This is a genomic window from Microlunatus kandeliicorticis, from assembly GCF_014137855.1.
In the GTDB taxonomy this organism is placed as follows: Bacteria; Actinomycetota; Actinomycetes; order Propionibacteriales; family Propionibacteriaceae; genus Microlunatus; species Microlunatus kandeliicorticis.
The window spans coordinates 522802-544895 of the sequence record NZ_JACGWT010000004.1; the positions used below are offsets into that span (position 1 = coordinate 522802).

Annotated in this window: 15 protein-coding genes; 4 read left to right on the forward strand and 11 right to left on the reverse strand. The window is 73.0% G+C overall.

Annotated features, from left to right (window positions below):
- Positions 1-19: 19 nt before the first annotated feature.
- On the reverse strand, positions 20-4954 hold the full coding sequence (locus FHX74_RS14640; protein WP_182560883.1) for an NAD-glutamate dehydrogenase: 4935 nt from the start codon (positions 4952-4954) through the stop codon (positions 20-22).
- Between the two features lie 186 nt (positions 4955-5140).
- On the opposite strand from FHX74_RS14640, the gene FHX74_RS14645 reads away from it, so the two are divergent.
- Positions 5141-5614 carry a DUF2505 domain-containing protein gene (locus tag FHX74_RS14645; protein ID WP_182560884.1) on the forward strand — a complete coding sequence of 158 codons (474 nt, stop codon included), beginning with the start codon at positions 5141-5143 and terminating at the stop codon, positions 5612-5614.
- 70 nt (positions 5615-5684) lie between these two features.
- Here the strand turns inward: FHX74_RS14645 and pruA are convergent, their stop codons facing one another.
- The 4 genes from pruA to FHX74_RS14665 all read right to left on the reverse strand — a co-directional run bounded on the left by pruA (position 5685) and on the right by FHX74_RS14665 (position 10632).
- Positions 5685-7313, reverse strand: a complete 1629-nt coding sequence (gene pruA / locus FHX74_RS14650) for an L-glutamate gamma-semialdehyde dehydrogenase (RefSeq protein ID WP_182560885.1) — start codon at positions 7311-7313, stop codon at positions 5685-5687.
- A 53-nt stretch (positions 7314-7366) separates the two neighbouring features.
- A complete protein-coding gene (ku, locus tag FHX74_RS14655) occupies positions 7367-8170 on the reverse strand; it encodes a non-homologous end joining protein Ku (RefSeq protein WP_182560886.1) in 804 nt (267 codons plus the stop codon).
- Between the two features lie 90 nt (positions 8171-8260).
- Entirely contained in the window at positions 8261-8746 is a 486-nt protein-coding gene (locus tag FHX74_RS14660) for a DUF6912 family protein (protein ID WP_407941486.1), read from the reverse strand.
- The gene (locus tag FHX74_RS14665; RefSeq protein ID WP_182560888.1) at positions 8746-10632 is read right to left on the reverse strand and encodes a WS/DGAT/MGAT family O-acyltransferase; all 1887 of its coding nucleotides are present in this window, start codon (positions 10630-10632) and stop codon (positions 8746-8748) included. Before FHX74_RS14665 ends, FHX74_RS14660 begins: the two co-directional genes overlap by 1 nt.
- Before the next feature lie 201 nt (positions 10633-10833).
- Between FHX74_RS14665 and FHX74_RS14670 the strand changes: the two genes are divergently transcribed.
- The 3 genes from FHX74_RS14670 (at position 10834) to FHX74_RS14680 (ending at position 13604) form a co-directional block, all read left to right on the forward strand.
- Positions 10834-11304 carry a cupredoxin domain-containing protein gene (locus tag FHX74_RS14670; protein ID WP_182560889.1) on the forward strand — a complete coding sequence of 157 codons (471 nt, stop codon included), beginning with the start codon at positions 10834-10836 and terminating at the stop codon, positions 11302-11304.
- A gap of 43 nt (positions 11305-11347) precedes the next feature.
- Positions 11348-12769: a hypothetical protein gene (locus tag FHX74_RS14675; protein ID WP_328823836.1), complete on the forward strand. Its 1422-nt coding sequence runs from the start codon at positions 11348-11350 to the stop codon at positions 12767-12769.
- A gap of 82 nt (positions 12770-12851) precedes the next feature.
- On the forward strand, positions 12852-13604 hold the full coding sequence (locus FHX74_RS14680) for an Rv3235 family protein (RefSeq protein WP_182560890.1): 753 nt from the start codon (positions 12852-12854) through the stop codon (positions 13602-13604).
- A gap of 58 nt (positions 13605-13662) precedes the next feature.
- Here the strand turns inward: FHX74_RS14680 and secA are convergent, their stop codons facing one another.
- The 6 genes from secA to FHX74_RS14710 form a co-directional block, all read right to left on the reverse strand.
- Positions 13663-16578 carry a preprotein translocase subunit SecA gene (gene secA, locus FHX74_RS14685; protein WP_456238308.1) on the reverse strand — a complete coding sequence of 972 codons (2916 nt, stop codon included), beginning with the start codon at positions 16576-16578 and terminating at the stop codon, positions 13663-13665.
- Positions 16579-16726: 148 nt separating this feature from the next.
- On the reverse strand, positions 16727-18058 hold the full coding sequence (locus FHX74_RS14690) for a winged helix-turn-helix domain-containing protein (RefSeq protein ID WP_182560892.1): 1332 nt from the start codon (positions 18056-18058) through the stop codon (positions 16727-16729).
- Between the two features lie 51 nt (positions 18059-18109).
- Positions 18110-18754 carry a ribosome hibernation-promoting factor, HPF/YfiA family gene (gene hpf / locus FHX74_RS14695; protein WP_182560893.1) on the reverse strand — a complete coding sequence of 215 codons (645 nt, stop codon included), beginning with the start codon at positions 18752-18754 and terminating at the stop codon, positions 18110-18112.
- A gap of 266 nt (positions 18755-19020) precedes the next feature.
- Complete coding sequence (locus FHX74_RS14700) at positions 19021-19890, reverse strand: ComF family protein (RefSeq protein WP_328823837.1); 870 nt, start codon at positions 19888-19890, stop codon at positions 19021-19023.
- Positions 19891-20072: 182 nt separating this feature from the next.
- Positions 20073-21851 (reverse strand): LpqB family beta-propeller domain-containing protein, encoded by a 1779-nt coding sequence (locus FHX74_RS14705; protein WP_182560894.1) that lies wholly within the window; start codon positions 21849-21851, stop codon positions 20073-20075.
- Positions 21848-22094 (reverse strand): hypothetical protein (locus tag FHX74_RS14710; protein ID WP_182560895.1); only part of this gene is annotated, 247 nt, incomplete at its 5' end. The genes FHX74_RS14705 and FHX74_RS14710, both read right to left, overlap by 4 nt.

Consider the following 22094-nt stretch of genomic DNA (forward strand, 5'->3'; position numbering starts at 1 on the left):
CCCATTCTCCCGGACCGGCTCACCCCTCGGCCGGCAGCAACCCGCGGACCACCTGCAGACCCACCGACATCCGGGCCAGGTCGGGCTCGCCGGCGCAGATCGATCCGAGGGTCTGCACCGCCCGGCCGATCGGGGCCGCCTGCTGCTCCCAGGCCTCGACCCGCGCGTCCGCTCCGGTGGTTCCGTCGACCGGGACGGCCAGCACCTCGGCGGTCAGCGCCGCGTGGACGCTGTGCAGGTCGTCGCGGAGCGCCGCCCGGGCCATCGTCTGCCAGCGGTCGTCGCGGGGCAGCTCGATGATCCGGGTGAGCAGCACGTCGATCCCGAGCCGCTCGCCGAGCGCGAAGTGCACCCGGGCCACCTCGACCGGGTCGTGGCCGGTGCGACCGGCGGTCTGGACGATGGTCAGCGCCCCGTACGCGGCCGGGAGCCCGGCGAGCGTGCCGGCCAGCGCCTCCGGCACCCCCTCCTCGACCGAACGCGCAGCCCTGGCCCGCCGGGCCTCCTGCTCACGGCCCTGGAGGACGTCGGGCAGTGCCCTGGTGACCGCCTGCACACCGGCCCGGAACTGCTCGACGGCGGCACCGATGTCGATCGGGCTGCGCCGGTTGTTGACCAGCCACCGGGTGGCCCGCTCGACCAGCGTCCGGACCTCGAGCCGCAGCCGGGTCTGGGTCCCGGCGGCGACCTGGTGGTCGAGCTCGCGGATCCGGGCCTCGAGCGCGTCCGCGTCGAAGATCGCGCGGGCGGCCAGGTGCGCGCGGATCACGTCGGGCACGGTGCCGCCGGTCTCGCCCGACAGCCGGTGGTAGCAGCTGATCCCGGAGGTGTTGACGAACTCGTTGACCACCAGCGTGGTGATGATCTCGCGGTGCAGCCGGTGGGCGTCCATCCGGTCGGCGTACCGCTCGCGGAGCGCCGACGGGAAGTAGTCGACCAGGAAGTGGTGCAGGGCCGGGTCGTCGGGCAGGTCCGAGCCGAGCACCTCGCGCTCGAGAACGATCTTGGTGTAGGCGAGCAGCGTGCACAGCTCGGGCGAGCGCAGGCCCTCGCCGCGTTCGCGCCGGGCCGTCATCTCCTCGGTCGACGGCATCGACTCGATCCGCCGGTCGAGCAGGCTCTGCTCCTCGAGCCGGTGCATCCAGTCCTCGTGCACCCCGGCCATCGACGGCGCCTGGTGCACCGCGTTGGCCAGCGCGGTGTTCTGCGCCCGGTTGTTGGCCAGCACCAGCGCGGCGACCTCGTCGGTCATCGAGGCCAGCAGCGTGTCGCGGTCCTCCTCGCTCAACCGGCCGGCGGCGACCTCGGCCGCCAGCAGGATCTTGATGTTGACCTCGTGGTCGGAGGTGTCGACGCCGGCCGAGTTGTCGATGAAGTCGGTGTTGATCAAGCCCCCGGCCGCGGCGTACTCGATCCGGCCGAGCTGGGTGAGCCCGAGGTTGCCGCCCTCGCCGACGGAGCGGGCGCGCAGGTCGGCGCCGTTGACCCGGACGGCGTCGTTCGCCTTGTCGCCGACGTCGGCGTGCGACTCGGCGGTGGACTTGACGTAGGTGCCGATCCCGCCGTTCCACAACAGGTCCACCGGCGCCTTGAGGATCGCGGTGATCAGCTCCGTCGGCGACAGCGCCTGCACCCCGGGCTCGATCCCCAGCGCGGTCCGCATCGGCTCGGTGATCGTGATCGACTTCACCGTCCGCGGGAACACCCCGCCGCCGGCCGAGATCAGCGCGGTGTCGTAGTCGGCCCAGCTCGACCGGGGCAGGTCGAACATCCGACGGCGCTCGGCCCAGCTGCGCTCGGGGTCCGGGTCGGGGTCGACGAAGACGTGCCGGTGGTCGAAGGCGGCGACCAGCCGGATGTGCCGGCTGAGCAGCATGCCGTTGCCGAACACGTCGCCGCTCATGTCCCCGATGCCGACGCAGCGGAAGTCCTCGTGCTGGCCGTCGATCCCGAGCTCGCGCAGGTGCCGCAACACCGACTCCCAGGCACCCTTGGCGGTGATGCCCATCGCCTTGTGGTCGTAGCCGACCGAACCGCCGGAGGCGAACGCGTCGCCCAGCCAGAAGCCCTTCTCCAGCGCCAACCCGTTGGCGAGGTCGGAGAACGTCGCGGTGCCCTTGTCGGCCGCCACCACCAGGTAGGGGTCGTCGTCGTCGTAGCGGAGCACCCGCTCGGGCGGCACCACCGCGCCGTCGACGATGTTGTCGGTGACGTCGAGCAGCCCGGAGACGAACAGCCGGTAGGCGGCGATGCCCTCGGCCATCCAGGCGTCGCGGTCGACGCTCGGGTCCGGCAGCTGCTTGGCGTAGAAGCCGCCCTTGGCGCCGACGGGGACGATCACGGTGTTCTTGACCATCTGCGCCTTGACCAGCCCGAGGATCTCGGTGCGGAAGTCCTCGGCCCGGTCCGACCAGCGCAGACCGCCGCGGGCGACGGCGCCGAACCGGAGGTGGACGCCCTCGACCCGCGGCGCATAGACGAAGATCTCGAACGCCGGGCGCGGCTCGGGCAGCCCCGGGATCTTGCGCGGCAGCAGCTTGAGCGTGGTCACCGCGGTGCCCGGGACGTAGACGTTGGTCCGCACGGTGGCGTTGATCACCGCGAGGAAGGACCGGATGATCCGGTCGTGGTCGAGGCTGGCCACGTCGTCGAGGGCGGCCTGGATCTGCCGGGCCAGCTCGCGGCTGCGGCTGGTCCGGGCCTGCTGGTCGTCCTCGAGGTCGGGTTCGAAGCGGACCGCGAACATGGTGGTCAGCAGCCGGGCCAGGTCGACGTTGCTGCTCAGCGCGGTGGCCAGGTAGCTCTGGCTGTAGCTGATCCCGCCCTGGCGCAGGTAGCGCCCGATGGCGCGGAGCAGGCTGACCTGGCGCCAGTCGAGCCCGGCGGCCATCACCAGCCGGTTGTAGGCGTCCGGCTCGCTGCTGCCCTCGTAGGAGGAGCGGAACGCGTCCATGAACCGCTGCCGGGCCTCCGGCGTCCACCGGGAGCCCACCGCCTCCGGCCCACCCGGGACGCGGAGACCGAAGTCGTAGACGAAGGCTCGCCGCCCGTCGGTGAACCGCAGCTCGTAGGGCCGCTCGTCGATCACGTCGACGCCGAGCAGCGACAGGTGCGGCAGCACCCGCGACAGCGACAGCGACGCCTCCCGGCGGAAGATCTTGAGCCGCAGGTCGGCCTCGTCGTCGGGGTGCTCGGGGCGGAAGAGCGCGAGCTCCATGATGCTGCCGGCCCGCAGCGAGTTGAGCGCCTCGAGGTCCTTGAGCGCCTGCCGTGGGGTGTAGTCCTCCTTATAGCCCTCGGGCAGCGCGTCCATCAGCTCGAGCAGCGGACGGCTGGCCGCGCGCCGGCTGCCGCCGGTGCCGGTGAGCCGCTCGGTGGCTTCGGCGACCTGGTCGGTGAACGCGTCGTCCCAGGTGCGGCAGACCGCCGCCAGCCGCTGCTCCAGGGCCGGCACGTCGAGCTCGCCGATCGGCTCGCCGACCGGCCGCCGGACGACGAAGTGCAGCCGGGCCAGCACCGAGTCGCCGGACCGGGCGGTGTAGTCGATCGAGCTGCCGCCCAGCTCGTCGAGCAGCACCCGCTCCATCGCCGTCCGGGTGTCGGTGGTGTAGCGGTCGCGGGGCAGGAACACCAGGCAGGACACGTAGCGCCCGTGCGGCTCACGACGGCAGAACAGCCGGACCTGGCGGCGTTCCTTGAGGTGGGCGATCCGCTCCACCGTGTAGGACAGCTCGGCCACCGAGGCCTGGAACAGCTCGTCGCGCGGATAGGTGTTGAGCACGTCCATGATCGCCTTGCCGCCGTGGCTCTCCGGGTCGTACCCGGAGCGGCGCAGCACCGCGTCGGCCTTGGCGGCGATCACCGGAACCCGGCTCACCGGCTCGTGGTAGGCGGCCGAGGAGAACAGCCCGAGGAAGCGGTGCTGGCCGACCAGGGCGCCGGTCTCGTCGTAGCAGCCGACGCCGATGTAGTCGAGGTAGGCCGGACGGTGCACCCGCGAGCGCTCGTCGGTCTTGGTGATCTCCAGCAGCGGCGGCGCGGTGACGCCGTCGCCGCGGGCGGACTCGTCGACCTCGTGCGGCAGCGCGACGAAGGTGGTGGCCGCCACCGCGTCGTCCCGGAGCGTGCCGAGCCCGGTGCCGGGGACCGGGGCCATAGTGTCGGGGTGCGCAAGGTCGACCCGGTAACGCCGGTAGCCCAGGAAGGTGAAGTGGTCCGCGGCCAGCCAGGCCAGCAGGTCCACCGCGGTCCGCACCTGCTCGGCCGGCACCGAGGCCGGCACCCGGCCGAGCCCGTCGACGACCTCGAGCGCGACCCGGCGCATCGCGTCCCAGTCGTCGACCGCCACCCCGACGGTGCGCAGCACCTCCCGGAAGCCCTCGGCCAGCGCGTCCTCGGCCCGACGTTCCTCCTCGGGGCTCGAGGCCCCGCCGGCCGGCGGGGTCAGCTCGAGGTGCATCCACGACTCGGGGACCGCGTCGGCGACCGCCCCCGCCCGGTCGCTGGGCAGGATCTCGATCAGCGTGCCGTCCGGCTCACGACGGACCGGGAACTGCGGGTGGTAGACCTCGTGCAGGCTCCAGCCCTGCCGGATCACCTCCATGGTGATCGAGTCGACCAGGAACGGGTGGTCGTCGGTCACGACCTGGGCCACCGTCGCCCCGTCCGCGTCCCAGCCGCGTCCCTCGGCCGCCGGGTCGAAGACGGCCACCGCGGGCTCGCCGGGCCGGCGGTGCATGGCCATCCGGTAGTGGCTCTCGACGAGCCCGAGCAGGTCCTCGACGCCACGCTCGTCGATGTCCTCGGCGTCGACGTGGCGGAAGTAGTGCCGGAGGAACCGCTGCACGACCGCCGGGTCCTGTCCGACCTCCCGGGCGATCGCCGCACCCCGGTCGGCGATGGTGGCCAGCTTGGCCGCCTTGTCCCGCTCCGCCTCGGCCTCCGCCTCGATCACGCCCACCGTCGTCCCGTCCGTTCCACGCCTCGGGGACGGCCCCGTCGCCGTCCCTGCCTCCAGCGTTCCAGGGCGAGGTTAACGCCGGCCGAGCCGTCGGGCCGGCACCCTGAGCCGACCCGGGGCTCACCCCGGCGCGCGGACCCGTACCGAGCCGCGACGGCCGGGCCCGGCCATGATGGGGTCATGAACATCGAGTCCCGCGTCGAATTCGCCGCCGAACCTGACCAGGTCTTCACCATGCTCACCGACCAGGGCTACCTCGAGGAGGTCTGCCGGGCCAGCCACGCGCTCGAGTTCGAGGCCAGCAGCACCGGGAACGACACCACCGCCAGCCGCAAGCTGCCGGCACCGGACTCGGCCCGCAAGTTCGTCGGCTCGACGCTCACCGTGGTCGAGAAGGTGCACTGGGAGCAGCCGAGCGACGACGGCTCGCGGCGCGGGGACGTCGACATGACGGTGCCGGGCCAGCCGGTCACCCTCAAGGGCTTCTACCAGCTCTACGCCGGCGGTCGCGGCTCGGTGCTCACCCTGACCGGCGACCTCAAGGTCAACGTGCCGCTGCTCGGCAAGAAGCTCGAGGAGTCGGCCGCGCCGGCCGTGCTGGCCGGCTTCAAGACCCAGCAGGCCGTCGGCGACGACTGGCTCGCCGCGCACTGACCACGGGCCGCGGTGCCCTGAGCCCTTCGACGGGCTCAGGGCCCCGGGTCGGGGACGCCCGTCGAGGCGCTCAGCCCATGTGCGGGTAGCGATGGTCGGTGGCCGGCACGAAGGTCTCCTTGATCGCCCGCGGGCTGGCCCAGCGGATCAGGTTCCACATCGACCCGGCCTTGTCGTTGGTGCCCGAGGCCCGGGCCCCGCCGAACGGCTGCTGCCCGACCACCGCCCCGGTGGGCTTGTCGTTGAGGTAGAAGTTCCCGGCGGTGAACCGCAGCCTCTCGGTGGCCTGGGCCAGCGCGGTGCGGTCCTCCGCGATCACCGCGCCGGTCAGCCCGTACGGCGCCGTGGTGTCGACGGTGTCGAGCACCGCGGCGAAGTCGGCGTCCTCGTAGACCGCGATGCCGAGGATCGGGCCGAAGAACTCGGTGGTGAAGATCTCGTGGTGCAGGTCGTCGCTGGTGATCAGGGCGGGCCGGACGTACCAGCCCTCGCGGTCGTCGGTGGTGCCGCCGGCCAGCACGGTGGCCGCCGAGCCCGTGGCCACCCGGTCGAACAGGTCGCGGTGCTTGCCGAACGCGCGCTGGTCGATCACCGCCGAGGTGAAGTGCGACAGGTCGCGGACGTCGCCGACGCTGAGCGCCTCGGTCTCGGCGACGAGGTCGTCGCGGACCCGGTCCCAGACGCTCCGGGCGACGTAGGCCCGGGAGGCGGCCGAGCACTTCTGCCCGGAGTACTCGAACGCGCCGCGGATCAGCGCGGTGCGCAGGGTGTCGGGGTCGGCCGAGGGATGGGCGACGACGAAGTCCTTGCCGCCGGTCTCCCCCACGATCCGCGGGTAGCCGCGGTAGACGTCGAGGTGCTCGCCGACCTCGCGCCAGAGGTGCTTGAAGGTGGCGGTCGAGCCGGTGAAGTGGATCCCGGCCAGCTGCGGATGGGTCAGCGCGACCGAGGAGACCTCGAGACCGTCGCCCGGCAGCAGGTTGATCACCCCGGCCGGCAGCCCGGCCGCCTCGAACAACCGCAGGGTGAAGTGCGCGGCGAACTGCTGGGTGGGGCTCGGCTTCCACAGCACCGTGTTCCCCATCAGCGCCGGCGCGCTCGGCAGGTTGCCGGCGATCGCGGTGAAGTTGAACGGGGTGATCGCGTAGACGAAACCCTCGAGCGGGCGGTAGTCGGTCCGGTTCCACACCCCGGGTGAGCTGATCGGCTGGTGGGTCTGCAGCTCGCGCGCGAAGGCGACGTTGAAGCGCAGGAAGTCGATCAGCTCGCAGGCGGAGTCGATCTCGGCCTGCTGGACGGTCTTGCCCTGCCCGAGCATGGTCGCGGCGTTGAGGGTGTCGCGCCACGGTCCGGCCAGCAGGTCGGCGGCGCGCAGGAAGATCGCCGCCCGGTCGTCGAAGCTCATCGCGGCCCAGTCGTGCGCGGCCTCGGCGGCCGCCTCGATGGCGTCCTCGGCGTCGGTGGCCGCGGCGTGCGCGGAGGTGCCGAGCACGTGGTGGTGGTCCGAGGGCATCGTCACCTCGAAGGCCGCACCGCCGGGACGACGCTGCATACCGCCGATGGTCGCGGTCAGCTCGACCGGGTCCGCGCCCGCCAGCTCGGCCAGTCTGGCCTCGAGCGCGGCCCGCTCGGGGGTGCCCGGGGCGTAGCCGCGGACGGGCTCGTTGTGCGGCAGGGGAACGTTGGTGACGGCATCCACGGCGACGAGGTTAGTCCCCCGCCCGGCGCGTGCCGGCCGGGCGGACCCGGCGCTCAGACCGCCTGCTTGGCGCCTTCCTCACGCCGCTTCTTGGCCGCCTCGACCGAGGCCCGGAGCGCCGCGACCAGGTCGACGACCTCGGCCTCCTCGGCCTCCTCCTCGGGGGCGGCGACCTCGACACCGGTGAGCTTGGACTGGACGACCTCCTCGACCGCCTCGCGGTAGGCGTCGTGGAACTGGCTCGGGTCGAAGTCACCGGCCAGCGCCTCGATGAACGACTGGGCCATGGTGACCTCGGCGTCGGAGACGGTGACGTCGGCCGGGGGCGCGGCGAACGCGCCGTCGCGGAGCTCGTCGGGCCAGAGCATGGTGTGCATCCGCAGCACCCCGTCGACCGGGCGGATCAGCGCCAGTGCCTCCCGCGAGCGGAGCGCGACCTTGACCACGGCGCAGCGCCCGGTCTTGATCAGCGCGTCCCGGAGCAGCACGTACGGCTTGGTGCCCGGCCCCTCGGCCTCCATGAAGTAGGTCTTGGCGAAGTAGGTCGGGTCGACCTCGTCCTCGCCGACGAACTGCACCACCTCGACCGACTTGGTGGTGGTCAGCGGGAGCTGGTCGAAGTCCTCCTTCTCGAGGATGACCATCCGGCCGTCGGGAAGCTCGTAGCCCTTGGCGATCTCGCCGTAGGGCACTTCCTCACCGCACTTCTCACAGACCCGCTTGTACTTGATCCGTCCCCCGTCCTTGGGGTGGACCTGACGGAAGCTGACGTCCTTCTCCTCGGTCGCCGAGTAGAGCTTGACCGGGATCGTGACCAGGCCGAAGGAGATCGCACCCTTCCAGATGGAGCGTGGCATGCGTCCATCCTGTCACCCGGCCCCGACAGCCGGGGCGGTTCGCGGGCGGAGATCAGGCCCGCCGGACCGACGCGGCCCGGCCGGTGCGGGTCACCAGCGTTCGTCGGGGACGTGCCAGAGCAGGTCGTGCTGCTCGAGCAGCTGCTCGACCTCCGGGCGGTCGACCGCGTCCTCGAGCGCGGTTCCCGCCAGCGCGGCGGCCGCCGCGATGACCGCCGGGCGGGCCGTCGGGTCGGGCTCGGGTCCGTCGGAGAAGACCGCGGCGACGACGCTCCACCCGAGGCCGTCCGCCCGCACCTCACCGAGGTCGCTGTGCTCGTCGGTGACCGAACCGTCGGCCACCTCGGCGGCGAGCACCACCCGGTCGCCGTCCGGCCAGACGCCGGCGAGCAGCCCGGCGGTCATCGCGTAGGCCTGCGCGGTGTAGGCGGCCTCGTCCTCGTCCTTCGGGCCGAGCCCGTGCGCCCGGACCAGCGACGCGGTCGCGGCGAACCCACGGACCCCGTCGCGGGCGCCGGCCGGTCCGGCGTCCCGGAGCCGTTCGGCGTCGGCGCGCGCGAGCGGGACGAAGATCATCACCGGCCGTCCTCCTCGGGTCTCGTCGTCCTCGTCGCCGCGCCCGCCTTCTTCGCGGCTCTCGCGGTCGTCGTCTTCTTCGCGGTCGTCCTGCTCTCGGTCGACGTCGTCGTCCTCTTCGCCGTCTTCTTCGCCGTGCCCGTCTTCGCCGTGCCCGTCTTCGCCGTGCCCGCCTTGGTGGCGCCCGAGGCGGTCGCCTTCTTCGTCGCCGCCGCCTTCCGGGCCGTGGCCTGCCTCGCCGCGGCGCGGCGCGGGGTCGGTAATTCCCCGCCCGCGGTCGGGGTCGGCGCGTCGCGTCGGCCGGACGGAGGTCGTGGTGCCAGTGCCCGCTTGACCGCGGCCCGCTTCACCGCCGCCCGCTCGGCGGCGGCCCGTCGGGCGGCAGCCTTGCGGGCGGCCGCCCGACGCGCCTCCGGCGACGCCTTGCGGGTCGGCTGCCGGGTCGCCGAGGCCCGGGCCGTGGTGTCGACCAGCTCCTCGAGCGCGTCGCCGAGGCACTGGGCCAGCACGTCGAGGTCGCGGATCGCGTCCCGGTCGGCGTTGAGGCCGAGGAACACGCGACCGTCGTAGGAGGTGACGCCGACGGCCAGCAGGTGGTTCGGCTCGAGCGGCACCACCGGGTAGCTGGCCACCATCCGCGACCCGGCGGCGAACAACGGCAGCTGCGGGCCCGGGGCGTTGGTGATAAGCAGGTCGTGCTGGCGGCGGGCCAGTCCGCCCGCGGCCCGGACCCCGAGAGCGTGCAGGGTGGTGGGCGCGAAGCCGGCCAGGTCGGAGATGCTCCGTGCCCCGACCGCGCGACCGGTGTCCTTGTGCGCCTGGGTGCCGTAGCCCACCTGGTGCAGCCGCATCAGCGGGTTCGGCTCGCCGATCGGCAGGCTCATCAGCGTCGGGGCCACCCGGCTGCCCAGCGGACTCGGCTCGCCGTCGTCGTCGGTCACCGACATCGGCACCAGCGCGGTCAGCCGCTTGGTCGACGGCACGGCCTCACCGCGGGTCAGCAGCCAGGCCCGCAACCCGCCGGCGATCACCGCGAGCACCACGTCGTTGATCGTGTGCTGGTGCTCGGCCCGGACGGCGCGGAAGTCGGCCAGGTCGGCCGACACGGTGGCGAACCGGCGCTGCTCGGAGACCGGCCCGGTCAGCGGTCCCTCCGTCGGGCGCCGGCTGCGGAGCAGCGACCCCGGCGTCACCGGGGCGAACGCGGTGGCCAGCCCACCGACCACCTCGCCGACCGCCCCACCGACGGCCCCGGCCACCCCGAGAGCGGTGGACACCGTCTGCTGGGCGTGCGCGAGCGCCTGCTCCGGGTCGGCGATCGCCTCCCGGACCGCCCCGGCCACCAGCTCGACCGCGGTCGGCGCGGGCGCCGGGTGCCAGCCCGGCGTCCAGTCGGCGGCGTCGTCGGGCTCGGGTTCGGCGTCGAGCAGCACCTGGCCGATGTCGACGGTCTCGATCCCGTCGACCAGGCACTGGTGGGTCTTGGTCAGCAGCGCGAACCGGTTGTCGGCGAGCCCCTCGACCAGGTACATCTCCCACAGCGGACGCGACCGGTCGAGCCGCCGGGCCATCACCCGGCCGACGAACTGGAGCAGCTGCTCGCGGGTCCCCGGGCGCGGCAGCGCCGAACGGCGGACGTGGAAGGTGAGGTCGAAGTCCTCGTCGTCGGCCCACACCGGGCCGGCCAGCCGCGCGGGCACCGAACGGATCCGCTGCCGGTAGCGCGGGACGTAGCGGACCCGGTCGCGGATCAGCGAGATCAACCGCTCGTAGTCGAAGCCCGCGGGGCCGGCGTCGAAGATGTCGACGGTGCCGATCTGCGCCGGGGTGTGCGCGGTGTCCCGGGCCAGCGTCGACACCTCGAGGGGGGTCAGACGGGTGGGCACGGCAGTCAGGCTACTCGGGAACCCGGGCCGTCGGCCGATCGTGGCTCGAGGGAGGGGCCGGCCCCGAGTGACATGCTGGACCCCGCGCGACGCGGCGCGACCACCGGCTCCCCCGGCCTGCTCCCGGCGCACGCCCCCGTCCGCCGGGCAGCCGCGGGCCCTGACGAACGCTCCGACCGGACCACCGACGAGAGGACCTCCATGCCGACGACCACCCGCCGCAGCACCAGGGCCACCGGGCTCGCCGGACTGCTGGTGGCCGGACTCGCCGTGTGCGCCGTGATCACCGGCTGCACCCCGGCGCCGACGTCGGACGACGGCTCCGGCAGCGCGTCCGGCAGCGCGGCGCCGGCCGGCTCCCCGAGCGCGTCGAGCGGCAGCACCCCGTCGGCGAGCAGCTCGGCGAGCGCCCCGGTGGTGATCACCATCAAGCTCGTCGACGGCACGGTCAGCCCGAACGGGTCCAAGATCGACGTCCGGCGCGGTCAGACCGTGCGGCTGGACATCACCAGCGACCACGACGACGAGGTGCACGTGCACGGCTTCGACATCGAGATCCCGGTGACCGCGAACACCCCGGTGACCAAGGAGTTCGTCGCCGACCAGCCCGGCAGCGTGGAGATCGAGTCGCACGAGCCGGAGAAGATCATCGCGATCATGAACGTGCGCTGAACCCTGCGCTCCCGCCCGTCGTGGAACCTGTCGTGAGCTCCTCGTGATCACCGCCTCGCTGACCGCGCTCGCGGTCCGGACGGGCGGCTTCGTGCTGGTGCCGATGCACGGGATCGGCAACCGCCGCGACCTGCCGCTGCCCTTCGGTTTCGTGGTCGGCGGTGCCGCGGCTGCGCTGGTCGTCTCGTTCGTCGTGCTCTTCTTCGCCTGGCGGAGCCCGCGCTACCGGCCGCTGCTCGACCCGCTGGCCCGGCAGGTCTCGGACGTCCTGACCGCGGTGGTCGACGCCCGTGGCTTCCGGATCGCCGTCCGCGTGGTGGTCCTGCTCGTCTACCTGTGGGCCGGCCTGGCCCTGTTCGCCGGCCAGGACCTGCTGACCAACCCGGTGTTCGGCTTCGTCTTCGTCTGGATGTGGGTCGGGCTGGTCCCGCTGTCGCTGCTGCTGGGACCCTGGTTGCGGGTCACGAACCCGCTGCGCACCCTGCACCGCGGTCTCTGCGCGCTGGCCCGGACCGACCCTGACGAGGGGCTGGCCACCCTGCCCGCCCGGCTGGGGTGCTGGCCGGCCGCGGTGGGGATTTTCGGGTTCGCCTGGCTCGAGCTGATCCAGCCCGACCGGACCACGCTGCCGGTGCTGCGGGTCTGGGCGCTCGCCTGGCTGGTGCTGCTGGTGCTCGGCGCGGTGGTGTTCGGCCGGCGCTGGATCGCCGCGGCCGACCCGTTCGAGGTGTACGCGTCCGCGGTCGCCCGGCTGTCGCCGTGGCGCCGGGTCGACGGCCGGGTCACCCTGGTCAACCCGCTGGCCGGACTGACCGCGTCCACGCCGCCGCCCGGCTCGGCCGCGGTGGTCGCCGCGTTGCTCGGCAGCACCGCCTACGACAGCTTCTCCAACACCACCTTCTGGATCTCCACCGTCCAGGACTCCACACTCCCGCCAGAGCTCTGGCAGACCGGCGGGCTGCTGGTCATGATGCTCGCGGTCGGGCTGAGCTTCGGGCTCGGCACCGTGCTGATGGCGCCGTTCACGGCGCCGCGGCGTCGCGCCGTCGAGCTGCCCCGGCTGATGGCCCCCACGGTGGTGCCGATCGTGGTCGGGTACGCGATCGCGCACTACGCGACGCTGCTGGTGGTCGAGGGGCAGCGGACCGCGATCCACTGGTCCGACCCGCTCGGGCTCGGCTGGAACGTCTTCGGCAGCGCCCGGATGGGCGTCAACGCCTCGATCTACGACCACCCGACCGCGGTCGCCGTGGTGCAGGTGGTGGCCATCGTCGGCGGCCACGTGCTCGGCATCGTGGCCGCCCACGAGAAGTCGCTGCAGCTGTTCGCCCCGGCCGGAGCGGACGGTCGGACCGCGCCGGGCGCCGAGCCGGGGCTGCGGACCGTCGTGCTGGGGCAGCTGCCGTTGCTGGTGGTGATGGTGTTCTACACCTGCGCCGGGCTGCTGCTGCTGTTCTCGCCCTGAGGCCGTGGACCGCAGGCAGCCCCTGTCCACAGATCGGCGGCGGGCTCTGGCCCGCCGCGGCGACCGTCGCCAGAGTGCTGTCGTGGACGTGATCAGCGCAGCCGGCCCCGCTCAGCGCACCGGACAGGATCCCGCCCCGGCGGCCACGGTCACCGGGCGGCCGCTGCCGCCGCTGGGCCCGCCGGTGCTCGACTGGGCCCGGTCCCCGGACGGGGACGGCGACGACCAGCCGGCGCTCCCCGACCTCGGCGGCCCCGCCGGTCCGGAGCCGTTTCCGGACGCCGAGGCGTCGCCCGAGCGCTCGACCACACCGACGCCCGCACCGACGACCGCGGGCGTCCGGCCGGCGTACGTCCACGACCGCTGGGACGGACCGGTTCCGCTCGTCGACCCGCCGGGTCCAGAGCGTCGGCGGTCCGGCTCCGACCTCGTCAGCACGTCGTCCGTTCCCGGGCTCCCGGATCCCGAGCGATGGAGCCGATGGCTGGCCGGGCTGGTGGTCGAGGTGGTCCACGGACGCCGTCCGGCCGTTCAGCTGGCTCGCTGGACCGACGAACGGGCGCTGGCCACGGTGGTGCTGCGGAGCCGCCAGCTGCGCCGCGACCGCGCACGGGCCACGCTCCTGGCGGGCTCGCTCCCGGCGGGGCGAGTGGCGGGCGGACCGGCCACCCGGATCGGTGTGCGGGTCCAGCGGCCCTCGGCCGGCGCCGTCGAGGTCGCCGTGGTGGTCGGTGGTCCCGCGCCGACGGCGATGGCCCTCCGGCTCGAGGGTCGCGGCGAGCGCTGGCTGTGCACGGCGCTCGACTTCGGTCCGCAGACGCCGCAGCCCGGCTGACCGTCGGTCAGCCGGGCTGCGGCGTGCGCTGCGTAGGCGTGCGCTGCGGTGAGGACGCTCAGGCGCCGGAGCGGCCGTGGCACATCTTGAACTTCTTGCCCGAGCCGCACGGGCACGGAGCGTTGCGGCCGACGTTGGCGTACTCGTCGACCTCGGTGGCGGTGGTGCCGCGGGTCTGCTGCGCGCTGCCGTCCTCGCCGGGGGCGCTGTAGCTGAGCTCGCGCGGACGCGAACCGCCCAGGCCCTTGGCCCTGACAGCGGCCCCTGAGCCGTTGCTGCCGTTGCCGTTCCCGTGGGCGTGCCCGTCGTGATCATGATTGTGGTCGTGATCATGGTCGTGGTCACCGTGGTCGTCGACCCGGCGGATCTCCACCCCGGGCTCGTCCGGGTCCGGGCCCGACTCGATCAGCACCGAGCCCTGGTCGTTCCGTGACGTCCGGCCGACCTGGAGGGCCTGGCCGTCGCTCCCGGCCACCACGCCGACCTTCTGCGCGGCGGTCGGCTCGACCTGCAGGTTGAAGACGAACCCGACGACCTCCTCCATGAAGGCGTCCATCATCTGGTTGAACATCTCGCCGCCCTCGCGCTGGTACTCGACCAGCGGGTCCTTCTGGGCCATGGCGCGCAACCCGATGCCCTCGCGCAGGTAGTCCATCTCGTAGAGGTGCTCGCGCCACTTGCGGTCGAGCACGGTGAGCATCACCTGGCGCTCGAGCTCGCGCATGGTCTCGGCCCCGACGGCCTCCTCGCGGGCGTCGTAGGCCCGGGAGGCGTCCTCCTTGAACGCGGCGACCAGCTCGTCGCGCTCGAGGTCGTCGCGACCCTCGTACTCGTCGAGGTCGAGCGAGACCGGGTAGAGGGTGCGCATCTGCGTCCACAGCTGCTCGAGGTCCCAGTCCTCGCTGAAGCCCTCGGTCGCCGCGACCACGCCCTGCTCGATGACCGTGTCGACCGCGTTGCGCAGCTGGGCCTCGACGTCGGCGCCCTCGAGCACCTTGCGCCGGTCGCCGTAGACCGCGTGACGCTGGCGGTTCATCACGTCGTCGTACTTGAGGATGTTCTTGCGGACCTCGAAGTTCTGCGCCTCGACCTGGCTCTGGGCGCTGGCGATCGAGCTGCTCACCCTCTTGTTCTCGATCGGCTGGTCGTCGGGCACCCGCAACGCCTGCAGCACCCACTCGACGATGTCGGACTTGAACAGCCGCATCAGGTCGTCGCCGAGGCTGAGGTAGAAGCGGGACTCGCCGGGGTCGCCCTGACGACCGGACCGGCCGCGGAGCTGGTTGTCGATCCGGCGGGACTCGTGCCGCTCCGAGCCGACCACGTAGAGCCCGCCGAACTCGACCACCTCGTCGTGCTCGCCCTGGCTCTCGGACTCGATCTCCTCGAGCACCTCGGGGTAGGCGGCCTCGTACTCCTCTGCATGCTCGACCGGGTCGAGCCCGCGCGCCCGCAGCCGGGCGTCGGCGAGGAACTCGGGGTTGCCGCCGAGGATGATGTCGGTGCCGCGGCCGGCCATGTTGGTGGCCACGGTGACCGCGCCCTTCTTGCCGGCCAGCGCGACGATCGCGGCCTCGCGCTCGTGCTGCTTGGCGTTCAGCACCTCGTGCGCGACACCGGCCTGGGTCAGCATGGTCGAGAGGATCTCGCTCTTGGCCACGCTGGCGGTGCCGATCAGGACCGGCTGGCCCTTCTCGTGCCGCTCGGCCACGTCCTCGACGATGGCGGCGAACTTGGCTTCCTCGGTGCGGTAGATCAGGTCGCGCTGGTCGGTCCTGATCATCGGCTTGTGGGTCGGGATCGGGATCACCCCGAGGCCGTAGATCTTCTGGAACTCGGCGGCCTCGGTCATCGCCGTACCGGTCATGCCGGCGAGCTTCTCGTACATCCGGAAGAAGTTCTGCAGGGTGATCGTGGCGAGCGTCTGGTACTCGTCCTTGATCTCGACCCGCTCCTTGGCCTCGATCGCCTGGTGCAGACCCTCGTTGTACCGACGGCCCTGGAGCACCCGGCCGGTGTGCTCGTCGACGATCAGCACCTCGCCGTCGATGACCACGTAGTCCTTGTCGCGCTTGAACAGCTCCTTGGCCTTGAGCGCGTTGTTGAGATAGCTGATCAGCGGGGTGTTGGCCGACTCGTAGAGGTTGTCCATCCCGAGCCGGTCCTCGACCTTGTCGATGCCGGGCTCGAGGATCGCCACCGTGCGCTTCTTCTCGTCGACCTCGTAGTCGGCGTCGCGCCGGAGCCGCTCGACGATCTTGGAGAACGTCGGGTACCACTGCTGGGTGTCCTCGGCCGGGCCGGAGATGATCAACGGCGTCCGGGCCTCGTCGATCAGGATCGAGTCGACCTCGTCGACGATGGCGAAGTGGTGCTCGCGCTGGACGCACTCGTCGAGGCTGAGCGCCATGTTGTCGCGCAGGTAGTCGAAGCCGAACTCGTTGTTGGTGCCGTAGGTGATGTCGCAGGCGTAGGCCCGGCGGCGCTCCTCCGGGGTCATCTGGGAGAGGATCGCGCCCACCTCCAGCCCGAGGAAGTGGTGCACCCGGCCCATCTGCTCCGACTGGAACTTGGCCAGGTAGTCGTTGACCGTGACCACGTGGACGCCGCGGCCGGTCAGCGCGTTGAGGTAGGACGGCAGCAGCGCGACCTGGGTCTTGCCCTCACCGGTCTTCATCTCGGCGATGTTGCCGAGGTGGAGCGCGGCCCCACCCATGATCTGGACGTCGTAGTGACGCTTGCCGAGCACCCGCTTGGTGGCCTCGCGGACGGTGGCGAACGCCTCCGGCAGCAGCTGCTCGAGGGACTCGCCGTCGGCGAGGCGCTTCTTGAACTCGTCGGTCTGACCGCGGAGCTCGTCGTCGCTCATCGCCTCGAAGTCCTCCTCGATGGAGTTGACCTGATCGGCGATGCTCTTGAGCCGGCGGAGGATCTTGCCCTCGCCGACACGCAGCAGCCTGTCCATGATTGCCACGGGTCGAACGCTCCTGGGAGTAGACAGCGGGTGGATCGGCGCGGGGCCGCACCGGTGGCTCGGGGTGGCCGCGGGGGGTGGCCACGGTGCCCGGCGCGGGGCGACCGCTCGTCCATCGTAATGCGCCGGGCCTGAGCGGTCGGTCCGCTCAGGGTGGCGGCCGGTCGGCCGTCCCGTCCCGCGGCGCGCCCTGGCCGGAACCGAGCCCGCCGGAGACCGCGCCGGAGAGCGCAGCGGCCAGGTCGCCGCGCGGCTGCACCACGACGTCGCCGAGACCCAGCCAGCCGGCGGCGAGCCGGAGCTCGGCGGCCAACGCGGCGGCCACCTCCCCAGTCGGCCGGTCGATCCCGGCCTCGGCCCAGGCACCGTTGACCCGGAGCACCCCGGAGGCGCGGTCCGCCTTGAGGTCGACCCGGGCGGCGAACCGCTCGCCGAACAGGAACGGGTAGACGTAGTAGCCGTAGCGCCGCTTGGCCTCGGGGACGTAGATCTCGATCCGGTAGTCGAAGTCGAACAGTGCGGCCAGCCGGTCCCGCTCGAACATCACCGAGTCGAACGGGCTGACCAGGGCGGAGACCTCGACCCGACGCGGGACGACGGTGCGGTGCCACAGGTAGAGCTGCCGTCCGCGGGTGCCGACGTCGTCCCAGCCGTGCACCCGGACCGGGAGCAGCTCACCGGCCTCGACGAGCTCGGCCACCGCCTGCTTGGTCCGCTCCGGGCGGGTGCGGAAGTAGTCGCGCAGGTCGGGCTCGCTGGCCAGCCCGAGCGCCTGCGCGGCCCGGCGGACCAGGGTCCGCATCGCCTCTGGCTCGTCGGGGGTCGGGGTGGCGACCACCGACGGCGGCAGCACCCGTTCGGGCAGGTCGTAGAGCCGTTCGAACGAGCTGTTCCGCCGGGCCGCGGTGATCGCGCCGGTGAAGAACAGCCACTCGCAGGCGGTCTTGACGTCCGACCAGTTCCAGCCCCAGTGGTCGCGCCGCCGCTCCGGGTCCGGGTCGAGGTCGCGGGCGCTGGTGGGGCCCCGGCGGTCGAGCTCGGCCAGCACCCAGTCGAGCAGCTCGGGCTTCTCGTCCCGGATCCGCTTGACCGAACCCCACATGTCGGTCTCGGCCCAGCCCTGCATCCGGCTGCGCAGTGCGGGCTGGAGGGTGACGTCGATCAGGCTCGCCGCGTGCCCCCAGTACTCGAACAGCCGCCGTGGCGCACGTCCGGCGGCCCGGTCGAGCAGGGCCGGGTCGTAGTGGCCGAGCCGGGAGAACAGCGGCAGGTAGTGGGCGCGGGCGACGACGTTGATCGAGTCGATCTGGAACTGGGCCAGCCGGTCGACGTGGCCCTGCAGGTCCCGCATCCCCGGGACCCGGTCCGGGCGCCGACCGAGGCCCTGGGCAGCCAGCACCACCCGCCGCGCCTCGGCCCGGCTCAGGCTCTCGCGCGGGCGCCGCGGGGCCGGGCTGGGGGCCGGGCTGGACGTCGCCATGCGCTCACCCTAGGGAGCGGCACCGACAGTCCGGCCCGGCCTCCGCGGGTCTCAGGCGTCGACCAGCTCCTCGACGGTCTCGAGGTGGATGACGCCGTAGTCGTAGCCGTGACGGCGGTACACCACCGCCGGCCGGTGGGTATCCGCGTCGACGAACAGGAAGAAGTCGTGACCGACCAGCTCCATCTCGTGCAGGGCCTGTTCCAGGTTCATCGGCGCGGCCTGGTGCGTCTTCTCCCGGACCACCAGCGGTCCGTCGCCCTGGACCTCCATCCCGGCCACGGTCCGGGTGCCCGGGTCCTGGTCGCCGTCCGTGCCGTCCATGCCCTCGGGCGTCTCCAGCGGCTGGTCGGCGGCGGCCTCCTGCAGCGAGCGCGGTCGCCGGCTGCCGCGGTGCACCCGCCGTCGGTCGGCCGAGCGGCGGAGCTGGGCCATCAGCTTGTCCAACGCCATGTCGAAGGCGGCCACCTTGTCCTCGGAGGCGGCCTCGGCCCGGACCACCGGACCCTTGCCCTTGAGCGTGATCTCGACGCGGCTGGCCTGGTCGTGTTGTCGCTTGTTCCGCTCGGCCGAGACCTCGACCTCGACCCGGATGACCCGGTCGTTGAGCTTCTCGAGCCGGGTGATCTTCTCCTCCACGAAGGAGCGGAACCCCTCCTGCACCGTGCAGTGCCGGCTCTTCACGACAACATCCATCTCTGCCTCCTCGGGCGCGCTGCGCCATCGGTGATCACGGCATCCGGAAACGCGCGAGCCCGGTCCGGAGCGCCCGCGTCAGCAGGTCTCCGAGCCGGGCTCGGCGTGGATGCGAGGACGGGGAGCGGCCGGGACTCCGGCCGGGCGGCCCCGCGGACGGGACCGTCAGCGGGCCGGCGACCGGCCCCGCAGATCCCCCGACGGGCGGTCCCACGGACCGGGTCGTCGGGAAGCGGATCGCAGGACGAGCGCTCCATGGAGTGACGTTAGCCGCCGCCCCCGGGGAAAGCCAGGCGCGGGGTGCCCGGCCGGCGAACCGACAGCAGATTCACAGACGCGGCCGCCGGTCGCGACGGGCTCCGCCGCCGGGTCGCGGCGACCGTCGCCGCACCGAGCACGGGCAGCCCGGCGCGCTCCAGCGTCCGGGCCGCCTCGAGCAGGCTCGCGCCGGTGGTGACCAGGTCGTCCACCACCACCACCGGCGTCCCGGCGTACCGCCCGGCATCGAGCCCCCGACCGGTGAGGGCGGACAGGTCGAGCGGGCCGAGCCGCCACCGTCCGGCGGTCCGGAAGGCGCCCCGGACGTTCGCCGCCCGCGCCACCCGGTCGAGACCGCTCTGGTCGGCCAACCGGCGGGCCGGCCGCAGCAGCACGCGGGCGCCCACCGGACCACCGGTGGCCACGCTCGCCCGGCGGGCCGCCCGCCGGGCCAGCGCCAGCGTGGCGTCCCGGCCGCGACGACGGACCGCCGCAGCCGACGACGGCACCGGCACCAGCACCACGGGCGTCTCCGTGGGTGTCCCCGCCCGCTCGAGCCGCCCGGTCAGCACGAGCAGCCGCACCACCGCGTCGCCCAGCCGGTCCCCGAGGAAGCCGGTGAGCGTCCAGGCCTGCCGGTCCTTGTGGGCGCTGATCAGCTCGCGGAGCACCGGGTCGGACGGCCCGGCCGCGACGGTGAGCGGGAAGTCGTCGGGACACGGCTCAGGGAGCACCGGCCGGGGGCGCCGGGCCAGCACCGCGTCCCGGCACCGTCCGCACACCGTCAGCCCCGGAGCGCCGCAGCCGTGACAGCGGGCGCCGAGCAGCAGGTCGGCCGCGCTCTCCAGCGCGAGCCGTCCGGCAGCGCGCCCCGACACCCCGCCCGACCCTGTGCCCGAGACCGAGCCTGAGACTTCGTGAGCGCGGCGGCGTGCGGGCCAGCGTGCGGGTTCCACGCCCCCACCCTGGGACGGTGGCCCGTTGGGGAGGTGGTCGGCCCGGCCGGTCTGTGGACGGCGCTCCGGGGTCGCTCCCCGCTGTGGACGAGCCCGCGGCCGGCTCAGCCCGGGTAGGCCGGCACCCGCAGCTTGGACGAGAACGGCGGCCAGTAGTCGCTGCTCCGGTAGACCCAGGTCTCGTCGCCCTGGCCGGCGATCACCGCACGGAACAGCGAGCTCGGGTCGATCGCGGTGGCGATGCTGGTGGCCCGCCAGTCGTCGCTGCTGCCGAGCCGCTCGGTCTTCGAGCCGTCCTGCTCGACCCCGTACGGCTCGACCGAGGCGCTCGGCCCGGGCGAGCCCAGCACGATCAGCTCGGTCGGGGTGATCCAGCCGACGTCGTCGAGCCGTCGCAGCGCCGAGCCCGACGGCGCGACCTGGATCTCACGGAGCGGGCCGATGGTCAGGTGGTCCCCGCGGACGATGGTGGCCAGGGCCAGCACGTCGCTGCCGTTCTGCTCCCCCACCACCGCCAGCCGCGACCCGTCGGGCGAGATCCGGAACGCGGTGACGTCCAGGTCACCGAGCCAGTCGGGCCGGACCTCGACCGTGGACGACCCGCGCGCCACCCAGATCGTCGGGGTCCCGGTGGCGTCCTGGCCGATCGTCCAGAGCTCGTCGTAGCGGGTGAACTGCGGCCGTAGCAGCGCCCGGGCCTTGTCGAGCACCACCACCGGGTCGACGGCCGCGACCGCACCCCGGCGCAGCGTGGTGCGGCCGTCGGTGACCGCGGCCAGGGTGGAGCCCGAGGTCGAGGCGGCGAGGCTGTCGATCGCGTAGGCGGCCTTGCCGAAGGGACCCGGCACCGGCCGGAGGACCGGGCTCTCGCCAGTCTCGTCGACGGTGACCACCGTGTTGCCGTTCGAGCCGGAGGCGCCGACCAGGGTGGTGCTGGCCTGCGGCGAGATCGGCCCCTTCTGCGCGCCGGCGTCGATCGGGATGAAGGTCTCGTTGCCCTGGGTCACCTGGTCGCGGACGGTGAGCGGCTCGTTGTTGACGGTGAGCTGGACACCGCGGATGCCGGTCTGCTGCCGCAGCGTCCAGGTGATCTGCGCGACCAGGTTGCTCCGCTGGTCGTCGGTCAGCCCGGCCACCTGGCCGCTCAGCGACACCTGGGCCAGCCCGTCGACCACCGGCACCGAGTTGGTGTTGAGCGTGGTCTTGGCCGGGAAGGCGGTGGTCACCGCCGGGCTCAGCCAGGCCGACGGCCCGTTGAGCAGCGCCTGGATCAGCGAGGCCTCGATCCGGCCCTCGCTGGGCAGGTAGATGGGGTCGGGGACGAGCGCGGTGAAGCTCGGGTCGTAGAAGTACAGGTCGAACGGGGTGAACGCGCTGGCGAAGCTGGTCTGCGAGATCAGCAGCCCGTCCGGCGGGTTGCCGATCCGCCACTGGCCGTTCTCCTTGACCATGCCGAAGTTCTGCACCAGCTCGCCGCTGCTCGGCTGGTACGCCCCGTCGGCTCCGAGCACGCCGGTCCGGGTGGCCGACAGCACCGCCGAGTCGTCGGTGGTGGCCAGCTGCCGGTCGTCGAAGATCGTCACCTTGTCACCGGGTCGCCAGGACTGCCGGCTGGCGCTGGTGAGGAACTGGCGGGCCACGTCGTAGTTGGGCTCGTAGCGGGTCATGGCCAACAGGAAGCCCTCGACGATCAGCCGCGGCGGCGCGTCCTGCACCGGTGGCTTCGGGACGATCTCGCTGCGGTTGTCGGGCAGCCCGCGGACCTGCTCGACCTGCTCGACCTTGCCGCTGGTGGGGATCGACACGCAGCCGGCAGTGACCAGCACGGCCAGCACGGCCAGCACCGCGACGACCGCGCGGATCAGCTTCCGACGCCGGATCACCGGACCCGCCCCCGAGCCGGCTCGTCGTCGGTGACCAGCACCGGGCCGGTGACCTCGCGAGCACCACCGGTCTGCTCCTGCTCCGGCCGGTCACCGTCCGGTCGGTCCTGCTCGTGGTGGTCGTCGGCGGCCCGGTCACCGGCGGGACCGGCTCCCAGCGGTATGGGGGTGGCCTCGGCCGCCGCCTCCCCGAGCGGCTCGGTCGGCTCGGGCAGTCCGAACAGGTCGCGCGGGACCAGCGGG